The sequence below is a fragment of the Methylobacterium nigriterrae genome (assembly GCF_037106235.1).
Lineage (GTDB): Bacteria > Pseudomonadota > Alphaproteobacteria > Rhizobiales > Beijerinckiaceae > Methylobacterium > Methylobacterium nigriterrae.
On record NZ_JBAWTG010000998.1, the window covers coordinates 1 to 259 of the forward strand.

At 66.0% G+C, this 259-nt stretch carries 1 protein-coding gene; it reads left to right on the plus strand.

Annotation, left to right across the window (positions count from 1 at the left end; translation table 11 throughout):
• Positions 1–250 (plus strand): hypothetical protein (locus WDW90_RS40015; protein ID WP_336493106.1); only part of this gene is annotated, 250 nt, incomplete at its 5' end.
• Positions 251–259 lie beyond the last annotated feature (9 nt).

The following is a 259-nucleotide window of genomic DNA, read 5'->3' on the forward strand; positions in this document are numbered from 1 at the left end:
GGTGCCCAGTGGGGCGCATTCCCTCATCGAGCTCGACAAAGCTTCCAGCTGTGGCATTGAGAAATGCCGCCCATTCCGGGTCGGCCCGGACAATCGAGGGGCTGAATATCGTGGCGCCATGGCGCGGCCCCTTTCCCGTCCTGCCCTGATCGCGCCCGATGGCATCCAGGCGAACCATAGGCTCCTGGCGCGCGCCAGCGCGGCTGACACCGATCGTATCCGCGATGATATGGCCGGCGCGCTTGATTGACGCGTCCGG